This window comes from Pseudomonas sp. 05N434 (genome assembly GCF_056396965.1).
Genome location: NZ_JBFTMK010000265.1, coordinates 1 through 10110 on the forward strand (window position 1 = coordinate 1; position 10110 = coordinate 10110).

At 60.1% G+C, this 10110-nt stretch carries 7 protein-coding genes, 1 tRNA gene and 2 pseudogenes; 6 read left to right on the forward strand and 4 right to left on the reverse strand.

Translation table 11 applies throughout. The features are described 5' to 3' along the window. Positions 1-20 precede the first annotated feature (20 nt). A tRNA-Met gene (locus AC1DLB_RS17280) sits at positions 21-97 on the forward strand. Positions 98-235: 138 nt separating this feature from the next. Then, a complete protein-coding gene (gene ggt, locus AC1DLB_RS17285) occupies positions 236-2080 on the forward strand; it encodes a gamma-glutamyltransferase (RefSeq protein WP_477744031.1) in 1845 nt (614 codons plus the stop codon). Between the two features lie 75 nt (positions 2081-2155). Here ggt and AC1DLB_RS17290 read toward each other — a convergent pair whose 3' ends face one another. The 3 genes and pseudogenes from AC1DLB_RS17290 to AC1DLB_RS17300 form a co-directional block, all read right to left on the reverse strand. Then, positions 2156-2587, reverse strand: a complete 432-nt coding sequence (locus AC1DLB_RS17290; RefSeq protein ID WP_225602937.1) for a methyl-accepting chemotaxis protein — start codon at positions 2585-2587, stop codon at positions 2156-2158. A gap of 17 nt (positions 2588-2604) precedes the next feature. Further along, on the reverse strand, positions 2605-3222 hold the full coding sequence (locus tag AC1DLB_RS17295) for a PAS domain-containing protein (protein WP_477785338.1): 618 nt from the start codon (positions 3220-3222) through the stop codon (positions 2605-2607). 118 nt (positions 3223-3340) lie between these two features. Beyond that, positions 3341-4256, reverse strand: a pseudogene (locus tag AC1DLB_RS17300) (MFS transporter). Positions 4257-4452: 196 nt separating this feature from the next. Here AC1DLB_RS17300 and AC1DLB_RS17305 point away from each other — a divergent pair. The 4 genes and pseudogenes from AC1DLB_RS17305 to AC1DLB_RS17320 all read left to right on the forward strand — a co-directional run. Next, positions 4453-5871, forward strand: coding sequence for a short-chain fatty acid transporter (locus tag AC1DLB_RS17305; RefSeq protein ID WP_477744032.1), 1419 nt, complete (start codon positions 4453-4455; stop codon positions 5869-5871). 153 nt (positions 5872-6024) lie between these two features. Continuing rightward, positions 6025-7722 (forward strand): acid phosphatase, encoded by a 1698-nt coding sequence (locus tag AC1DLB_RS17310; RefSeq protein ID WP_477785339.1) that lies wholly within the window; start codon positions 6025-6027, stop codon positions 7720-7722. 116 nt (positions 7723-7838) lie between these two features. Continuing rightward, on the forward strand, positions 7839-9011 hold the full coding sequence (locus AC1DLB_RS17315; RefSeq protein WP_018929540.1) for a hypothetical protein: 1173 nt from the start codon (positions 7839-7841) through the stop codon (positions 9009-9011). 109 nt (positions 9012-9120) lie between these two features. Next, a pseudogene (locus AC1DLB_RS17320) lies at positions 9121-9450 on the forward strand (SET domain-containing protein-lysine N-methyltransferase); the annotation flags it as partial. 7 nt (positions 9451-9457) lie between these two features. On the opposite strand, the gene can reads toward AC1DLB_RS17320, so the two are convergent. Then, the gene (gene can / locus AC1DLB_RS17325) at positions 9458-10102 is read right to left on the reverse strand and encodes a carbonate dehydratase (RefSeq protein WP_477785340.1); all 645 of its coding nucleotides are present in this window, start codon (positions 10100-10102) and stop codon (positions 9458-9460) included. Positions 10103-10110: the final 8 nt, after the last annotated feature.

The following is a 10110-nucleotide window of genomic DNA, read 5'->3' on the forward strand; positions in this document are numbered from 1 at the left end:
GTGAATAATGCGCGCCACTTGGCTACATAGCTCAGTTGGTTAGAGCATAGCATTCATAATGCTGGGGTCCGGGGTTCAAGTCCCTGTGTAGCCACCAAGTACTAAAAACGGCTTACCGAAAGGTAGGCCGTTTTTTTATGCCTCGAGAAAAGTGGCGGGCGAACCCTGATTTGCGTAGCACTCCTTCGGCCGATAAAGTCCCTGGACCTTTTATCCCATGGACGGAGTGCCTCGCGTGTTCTCAGCCTTCCACTTGAACCGCTATCGCCTGTCAGCCTTTTCGCTGATCGCCACCGCTTTAACCCTCGCCGCGTGTAACGCCCCGCCCTCTTCGCCTTCGGTCTCGACCTTGCCGGCCGCGCCGGAAATCACCTCCGGTTATCGCACCGACCTGCAGACGCAGCACGCCTCCAGACACATGGCCGCGGCCGCCAACCCGTTGGCGGCCGAAGCCGGGCGGGGGATGCTACGCGAGGGTGGCTCGGCGATTGATGCGGCCATTGCCATGCAAGCGGTGTTGACGCTGGTCGAGCCGCAATCGTCGGGCATCGGCGGTGGCGCGTTGATTGTGCTGTGGGATGGCAAGGCCGTGCGCACCTACGACGGTCGCGAAACCGCACCGGCTGGTGCCACCGAGAAACTGTTCCTGCAAGCCGACGGCAAACCGATGCCTTTCACTCAGGCGCAGATCGGCGGGCGCTCGGTGGGTACGCCGGGTGTGTTGCGGGCGTTGGAGCTGGCCCATCAAAAGCACGGTCGGCTGCCGTGGGCGAGGTTGTTCGAACCCGCGATCAAACTCGCCGAGCAAGGTTTCGCCATCTCGCCACGGCTGCATCAGTTGATCGCGGCCGACGCGTTTATCCAGCGCTCACCGGACATGGCCGCCTACTTTCTGAATGCCGATAGCAGCCCGAAAGCCGTCGGTACACAGCTGAAAAACCCGGCACTCGCCGCGGTATTCAAGCGCATCGCCAAGGAAGGTCCCGACGCGCTGTACACAGGAACCATCGCAAAAGAGATCGTCGCCAAGGTTCAGGGCCATACCAACCCCGGCAGCCTGTCGCTGAGCGATCTCCAGGGCTACAAGGCCAAGGAACGCGCGCCGCTTTGCACCGACTACAAACGCTGGCAGGTCTGCGGCATGCCGCCACCGTCGTCGGGCGGGATCGCCGTGGCGCAAATCCTCGGCACCTTGCAGGCCCTGGAAACCCGCGACCCACGCTTTGCCCTGGCACCACTCAAACCGGTCAAGACCAACAAACCGGCGGGCATAGAGCCAGCCCCTGAAGCCGTACACCTGATCGCCGAAGCCGAGCGCCTGGCTTATGCCGATCGTGCGCAGTACGTTGCCGACACCGACTTCGTACCCGTACCGGTCAAAGGGCTGGTCGACCCGACTTACCTGGCCAGCCGCGCCGCCTTGATAGGTGATCGCAGCATGGGCCAGGCCAAACCCGGCACCCCGCCGGGCATTCAGGTCGCCTACGCGCCGGACCGCTCGCCGCTGCGCATCTCCACCTCGCAGGTGGTGGCAGTCGATGACGAGGGCGATGCCGTGTCCATGACCACCACCGTGGAAGCGGCATTCGGCTCACACTTGATGGTCCAGGGTTTTCTGCTCAACAACCAGATGACCGACTTTTCGTTCATCCCCGAAGAGCAAGGGCAAAAAGTCGCCAACCGCGTCGAACCCGGCAAACGCCCGCGCTCGTCCATGGCACCAACGCTGATCTTCGACCGCCAGAGCGGCGAGTTCCTGGCCACCGTCGGCTCCCCTGGCGGCTCGCAGATCATCGAGTACGTGGCCAAATCCACCATTGGCCTGCTCGACTGGAACCTCGACCCACAGGCCGCCATCAACCTGCCCAATTTCGGCAGCCGCAACGGCCCGACCGAACTGGAACAGGGTCAGTTCAGCCCGGCACTGATTCAGGCACTGAAGGACAAAGGGCACAGCGTGGGCGAGATCGACATGACTAGCGGGACTCAGGCGATTGTTCGAGTCAAGGATGCGCAGGGGAAAGCCGCGTTGGCCGGCGGGGCCGATCCACGGCGTGAGGGGGAAGCGTTGGGGGATTGAGTCTTACGCAGGAATGAGGAAAGGCTTACCGGGAGGTAGGCCTTTTTGAGGACTACCCGCGCCGGATAGATAGCATCAAGTCGATAATTGGTTGGCAAACTGCCCGACTGCGTTCACCACTTTCTGCGCACCGTCCTGGATCTCGACGATCACCGTGCCCGCCTCCGCCGCCAGCGCCAGGCCTTGTTCAGCCTGGAGCTTGCCGTCAGTCATGAGCGCCACGGCGTTGCGCGCCATGTCCTGGTTCTGACGCACGACGCCGACAATTTCATCGGTCGCCTGACTGGTGCGCGAGGCTAATTGCCGGACTTCGTCCGCCACCACGGCAAACCCACGTCCCTGTTCACCGGCACGAGCCGCTTCGATGGCCGCGTTGAGCGCCAGCAGGTTGGTCTGCTCGGCGATGCCGCTGATGGTTTTGACGATGGTGCCGATCACCAGCGATTGCTCGTTCAGTGCTTCGATACCTTCGCCAGCGGTTTGCATGTGTTTGGCCAGGTCACGCATCACGTCTACAGCTTGGGTCACCACGGCAGTTCCGCGCTGTGCACTCTGTATTCCTCTGGCTCACAGAAGATGCGGTGATGTTTACCTTGGATCTGCGCCAGGCTGTAACCCATGCCACTGAGGAAACGCTCGTTGGCCATCAGCACGTTGCCATTGAGGTCGAACTCGATCACTGCCGTCGAACGCACCAGCGCGCCAATCAGGTTTTCATGCTCACGGGACGCCTCGATGGTACGGGTCAGGTCGCTGGAGTAAATCGAGAAGTTCTTGATACGGCCGTCCGAGGAGCGCACCGGCTGCATGATCGAACGCAACCAGGCTTCGGCACCGTTGCCGCGTAGCAAACGGACCGCGCCGGCAAAGTGCTCACCACGGGTCRGCGCGGCCTTGAAACGGTTATGGAATTCATCCGATTTCACATGGACCGGAACAAGGTCTTCGATGTGCCGGCCGATCAGATCATTGCTTTTGTAGAGCATCTCACTGACGAAGTTTTGGTTGACCGATTGAATTCGCCCATCGGAGTCAAGAGTCAGGACCAGCATCTCGCTTTCCAGACTCTCCTTGACTTGCAGAAGGCTGGAGAGTTCTTCGCGAAGAGCCGACAGCTCCTGCTTCAAGCGTTTATTGAACATGGGAAGCACCGATGGACAGAGATAAAAAGCGGCTTACAGCCTAGCCATCGGCTTTGCAGGTATTTTCTGAAGAGTGTTGCAGGGTTGTCCTACAAAAATAGTCGCGGCACAAACGGCCTCATGCCGCGCCAGCCACCGAACAGCGCCCGACTCGCGGCATTCGCGCACCGAAATACACCGCGCTGCTGATGCCCACGGCCCCCATCACCGCGCAGAAGATCACACAAATCCACGGACTCCATGGCATCAGACCGATCAACAGCAGCGGTGTGACACTCGCCCAGGCGGCGTAGGCAATGTTGTAGGTGAAGGAAATCCACCGTGCGCAGCGGCAGTTCGACAGCGGCCTCGCGCTGGGCCTGCATCGCCATGAACACCGGGGTTTCGCTGAGCCAGCGGCGCAGCCAGACACCGATCACGCCAAACACACCGCCCAGCAGAAACGGGTAACGCCAGGCGTAATCGAGGATTTGCGCCGAGGTGAACGCCTGAGCCAGAAAAGTCGCCGTCAAGGCGCCGATCAGGTAACCGAAGGTCAGCCCCGCTTGCAGGAAACCGAGGGCATAACCGCGATGTCCGACCGGCGCGTGCTCAGCGACGAACACCCAGGCACTCGGCACCTCACCACCCACCGCCGCGCCTTGCAGGACCCTCAGGGCCAACAGCAACAGTGGTGCGAAATAGCCGATCTGGGCGTAGGTCGGCATGATCCCGATCAGCAAGCACGGCAACGCCATCATCAGAATGCTCAGGCTGAACACCTTCTTGCGTCCCAACCGGTCAGCGAAATGCGCCATCAGGATCCCGCCCAACGGACGCGCGAGGTAGCCCGTGACGAAGATCCCGAAGCTTTGCAGCAGACGCAGCCACTCGGGCATTTCCGGCGGGAAGAACAGCTGGCTGAGGGTCAGCGCGAAGAATACGAAAATAATGAAGTCGTAGATTTCCAGCGCACCGCCCAAGGCTGCAAGCCCCAGGGTCTTGTAGTCCGAGCGAGTGAAGGGCGCCGGGCGCGCATTGATGTTGGCCGTCATGTAAAAGGACTCTGGCAGGCAAAAAACCAAGGCGCCCACGGTCTACGCAAATGCGCTTGTGGACAACCCGTTAGACCATAGTCCCAAACGCCCCAAACAGCGTCCCTGCAACGGGCCGATTGATTTACTGTTGGCACCGACCGGATGGGCCATTGCGCCCTGAACCCCACAATAAACATAAAAACGAGGTACTCCCGTGGCCGCTGATATCGAAGATAGCCGCTATGCGCGCTTTGCCCTGCATTGTTCAAACTTTGCCGAACGTTGGTTTCCCGACTCCTGGGTATTCGCCGCGCTGGCAGTGATCATCGTCGCCGTGGCGACCATGGCCATGGGCGCCAAACCCATCGACGCCGCCATGGCCTTCGGTGACGGTTTCTGGAGCCTGATTCCGTTCACCATGCAGATGGCATTCGTGGTGATCGGCGGTTACGTGGTCGCCAGTTCGCCACCGGCGGTGAAACTGATCGATCGCCTGGCACGGGTCCCGAAAAACGGCCGTTCCGCCGTGGCCTGGGTGGCGCTGATTTCCATGGTCGCGTCGTTGCTGAACTGGGGGCTGTCACTGGTATTCGGCGGACTGCTGGTACGTGCCCTCGCCCGCCGTACCGATCTGAAAATGGATTACCGAGCCGCCGGTGCCGCCGCCTATCTTGGTCTGGGCGCGGTCTGGGCCTTGGGTCTGTCGTCGTCCGCGGCACAATTGCAAGCCAACCCCGCCAGTTTGCCGCCATCGATTCTGTCGATCACGGGCGTCATTCCCTTCACTCAAACGATCTTTCTCTGGCAGTCGGGTGCGCTGTTGCTGGCACTGACCGTGGTCTCACTAATCGTTGCCTACGCCACCGCGCCCGGCCCCGCGACAGCCCGTGACGCCAAAGCCTGCGGTATCGATCCGGGTTTCAGTCTGCCGGCGCCAGCACCGCGTACCCGCCCTGGTGAATGGCTGGAATACAGCCCGCTGCTGACGATTCTGCTGGCATTGCTGGCGGCCGGATGGCTGTTCCATGAGTTTGCGACCAAACCGGCGATCAGCGCGATTTCCGGACTGAACACCTACAACTTCCTGTTCCTGATGCTCGGCGCGCTGCTGCACTGGCGCCCGCGCAGCTTCCTCGATGCGGTGGCCCGTGCGGTGCCGACCACCACCGGCGTGCTGATCCAGTTCCCGCTGTACGGCTCGATCGCTGCCCTGATGACGGTGGTCAAGGGCACCGACGGACAATCATTGGCCCACCACATCTCGACCTTTTTCGTACAAATTGCGTCCCACGACACCTACGCCCTGCTGATGGGCGTGTACTCGGCCATCCTCGGTTTCTTCATCCCGTCCGGTGGTGGCAAATGGATCATTGAAGCGCCGTATGTCATGCAAGTGGCCAACGACCTGAACTATCACCTGGGCTGGGCCGTGCAGATCTACAACGCCGCCGAAGCCCTGCCGAACCTGATCAACCCGTTCTACATGCTGCCGCTACTGGGCGTGCTCGGGTTGAAGGCCCGGGATCTGATCGGGTTTTCGTTCGTGCAGCTGCTGGTGCACACGCCACTGGTGCTGTTTCTGCTGTGGGCGCTAGGGACGACGCTTACGTATATGGCGCCGGTAGTGCCTTGACGCCGACCTTCAATCCACTACCAATCCAGTGTGGAAGCGGGCTGCTTCCACACTGGCGACTTATTGTTTTCACAAACGTAACCCCTCTGTCACACCTCGCTGCTAGCGTCCCGCCGAAACATATTGAAACAACTTAGCAAGACGGAACTCGCCATGAACGATGAAGAAAACCGCAACGACGCCTCTTCCCCGCAAACAGATACGCCCACCGACACCAGTCGCCGCCGCTTCCTGGGTGGCGTGGCGGTACTCGGTGTCGGCGCGACCCTCAGCGCTTGTGGCAGTCATGGCGATGAGTCGGATAAACCGCTCGAACGCCTGCTTTCACCTGTCGAATTGGACAAAGCCCTACGCGACCAGGTGAAAACCGTAGTGGTGATCTACGCCGAGAACCGTAGTTTCAATAACCTGTTCGGCGACTTCCCTGGCGTCGAGAAACCGCTCTCGGGCCTCAAGCCCGTCGAATATCAGCAGCGCGATCGCGATGGCAGCCTGTTGCAGACCCTGCCGCCAGTCTGGGGCGGCGTGCTGCAGATCGGCCCGCAAACCCTCGATGGCGTGACTTACCCCAGCGCATCCCAGTTCCAGGAACACCTGCCTAACGCGCCCTTCGCCCTCAAAGGTCCGAACGCAGAAGACTTGCCGTTCGGTCTGGTGACGCGCGACCTGTGGCATGCGTTCTATCAGAACCAGATGCAGATCAACGGTGGCAAAAATGACGGCTTTGTCGCCTGGGGCGACTCCGGTGGCCTGCCCATGGGGCATTACGCCCAGAGTCGATATTCCCTGCGGTTGTGGGACGTTGCCCAAGAATTTGTGCTCTGCGATAACTTTTTCCAGGGGGCTTTCGGCGGCTYGTTTCTCAACCATCAATACCTGATCAGCGCCACCGCGCCGTTCTATCCGGACGCCRTCAACTCGGTGGCCAAGACACAAATCGCCACGCTGCAAAGCGATGATCCGGCCGACCCACGCCTCAAGCCCCTGGAACAATCCCCAGCCAGCGCCATGACCGGCCCACCCCAATTCGGCMCCAGCGCGCTGACGCCGGACGGCTATGGGGTCAACACGCTCGCTCCGCCGTACTGGCCGACCTGGATTCGCGACCCGGAGCGTCCTGCGTACGCCAAACCAGACCTGCCGAACGTCATTGTCCCCCAGACCCACGAGCACATAGGCGACAAGCTCTCGAAGAAAAACATCGACTGGGCCTGGTATGCCGGAGGTTGGCAGGCGACGCTGGATCAGTACAAGGACTCTGGCGGTATTCCGAAAATCCCGAACTTCCAGTACCACCACCAACCGTTCAACTACTTCAAGCAGCAGGGGCCGGAAAACCCGCTGGAGCGCGGTAAACGTCTACGGGATGCGGGGCTGGGCGATGAATCGAATACCAACAAGTTCTTTGCCGATGCCGAGGCGGGCAAGCTGCCGGCGGTGAGTTTCTATAAACCCCAGGGCAACCTGAACATGCACGCCGGTTACGCCGATGTAGCGTCCGGCGACCGGCACATCGTCCGCGCCCTGAAAGTGCTGCGGGAAAGCCCGCAGTGGAAAAACATGGTGGTCGTGGTCACGGTCGATGAGAACGGCGGTTGGTGGGATCACGTCGCACCGCCCAAGGGCGACCGCTGGGGACCGGGCTCGCGGGTACCGACGCTGGTAGTTTCGCCGTTTGCGCGCAAGGGCATGGTGGATCACACGGTCTATGACACTGGCTCGATTCTGCGGTTGATCACCCGGGTGTTTCAGCTTGAAAAGCTCGATGGCCTCAGGCAGCGGGACGATGCAATGATTGCCCGTGGCCAGAAACCCATGGGCGATTTGAGCAATACACTGCACTTTGCCTGATGAAAAAGGGGCTCTGACTGGCGCTCTTTTCACTTGTGTACTAGACCGTTCGACACAACTAGTTCCAGTATGTACCCGCCCCACCTCCGAGGGCTCACGCTGAAAAGGATCTGAGCATGTTCAAACTCGCAGGATTCACCCTCGCCGCGCTCACCCTGAGCGCCGCCGCTCACGCCGATGTCGATCTGAATCTGGGCAGTACCGAGCGCGTTACCCGGCTGTTCGCCTACCCCAACAACTGTAATGTCATCTGCTTCCGCAACTGGACACTGGAGCAGACCGTCGAGCATTACCTGACCCAAAGCGTACAGCGCGATGGCTACAAGACCGCAAAAGTGCTGGTCAAAACCGAAAACAAGCAGCTTCACGCCCATATCAGCGGTGTGCCCAAAGGCTATGACAAGCCACTGACCGCACTGCTCAATGCTGGGGATTTGGCCTACAACGGTGCCAACAAGCTGAGTGCCGATGGCAAATGGACCTATAACTGGTACCTGTTCCTGCCGCTGGGCATGGCGCTGGAAAACCGCAAAAGCGTCGAACTGCTGCACTTCCCGCCAGATTATTCCCTGACCCAGGCCCAGGACTATCTGGAGTCCAAGACCACCGACCGCTGGGCCGCGCTGCTGACCGCCAACAACATTCCCGCCGACCAGACGCCGGCCTATCAGACCATCATCGACATCGCGCCGATTGCCGCGCCGTCCACCGCCGGCAAGGATCTGGAAGGCGTCTACAACTACTTCACGGACTACCAGACCACCATGGTCAAGGAAGTCAGCCAGAATGCCAAAGGTGCAGCATTGCCAATGGTCGCCTTTGGTTCACCGGTGCGTAACTGGATCAAGCAACAATACGGGCAGACCGTAGAAATATTGGGCCTGGCAACCATCAGCCCGAGCAAGGGGGTGACGGTACCCGTACTGGGTTCCAACCACCCGAGCTACATCTGGTACGCCGCCGACCCCGAAGCCTATAGCGGCGACGATGCGCAGGCCAAGGCCGACGCCGCGGGGCTGAAAGTCATGGGGCAGGATTTGAGTGCCGCGTGCTGGCAGGCCGGAATGGGCAGCAAACCGGGCACTGACCCTACCGCTCAGCTGAAAAGCTGCACTCAGACCTGGCAAGTGACCCAGAAAGAAAAAACCTGCGAACTGTTCTACACCTCGATTCGCAACCTGACGCCTGAGCAAGCGGTGGCCAAATGCTCGACAGCGCCGGTCAAATCCGAGCTGAAACAGCTGCAGACCCCGGCCCTTATGACCTCCGCATCTGCCCCACACTTGTAAAACGAAGGAAGTCTTTCCCGCGTGAGCCATGGCTGACGCGGGAAAGAGCTTTTCTCGACTGTCATATCTGACAGTAGACCGGTTATCTCATTTGCGAGAGGCTTGTGTCGATCTATTGCCCTATCGCTGCCGACACACCCGGCAGTTGGCGCCGGGAATCCATGTCTACGATCCGTGCTTCAGTGGTCTGCTGAGTCACTCCTGCGACCCCAACGTCTTTCTCGATATGAGCGAGCTGTGGTTATGGGCGCTCAAAGACATCAAGAAGGGTGACCGACTGACGATGGATTTCGCCGCGACAGAAGACAAGCTGCTGCGGCAGTTCGCCTGCCGTTGCGGTTGTCCTTGCTGCCGTGGCTGGATCATCGGCTACGATGAGTCGCCGAATGCCAATGGTGAACAGTTCTTTCAACACTGGCGTCGGCGAAGTCTCGGCTGAAAGGCTTTTACAACGCCTCGACCGGGCGCAAACGGTACTGCGGCGGCAACTGCTCGAAACCACTGATGGTGGCGTTCAGGCTCTTCCAGCGACCGTCCTTGATGCCATAGATGCAGCCGTGGATCGACAGGCTCTGCCCGCGGTGCCAGGCATTTTGCACAATGCTGGTGTGACCGACGTTGGCCACCTGCTGGATCACATTGAGCTCACAGAGGCGGTCGACCCGCTCTTCTTCGGTGGGCAACTTGGCCAGTTCGTCGCGTTTTTCATAGTAGAGATCACGAATCGAGCGCAACCAGCCGTCGATCAGGCCCAACTGACGATCCTGCATTGAGGCGCGTACACCGCCGCAGCCATAGTGGCCGGTCACCAGGATGTGTTTGACCTTGAGTACATCCACCGCATACTGAATCACCGACAGGCAGTTGAGGTCGGTGTGCAGCACCACGTTGGCCACGTTGCGGTGCACGAACAGATCACCCGGCAGCATGCCGACGATTTCGTTGGCTGGCACGCGTGCGTCTGAACAGCCGATCCACAGGTATTCCGGGGTTTGCTGACGGGCTAGCTTGGCAAAAAAATCAGGATCTTCGCGGGTGATCGCATYAGCCCAGCGTTCGTTGTTATCAATCAGATCTTGTAAGTCGTTCATGCAATGAA

Bases quoted from the DNA above. Each gene is read 5' to 3' on its own strand.
- AC1DLB_RS17290 (WP_225602937.1), bottom strand. From the start codon at position 2,587: ATGCGTGACCTGGCCAAACACATGCAAACCGCTGGCGAAGGTATCGAA.
- AC1DLB_RS17315 (WP_018929540.1), top strand. From the start codon at position 7,839: ATGTTCAAACTCGCAGGATTCACCCTCGCCGCGCTCACCCTGAGCGCC.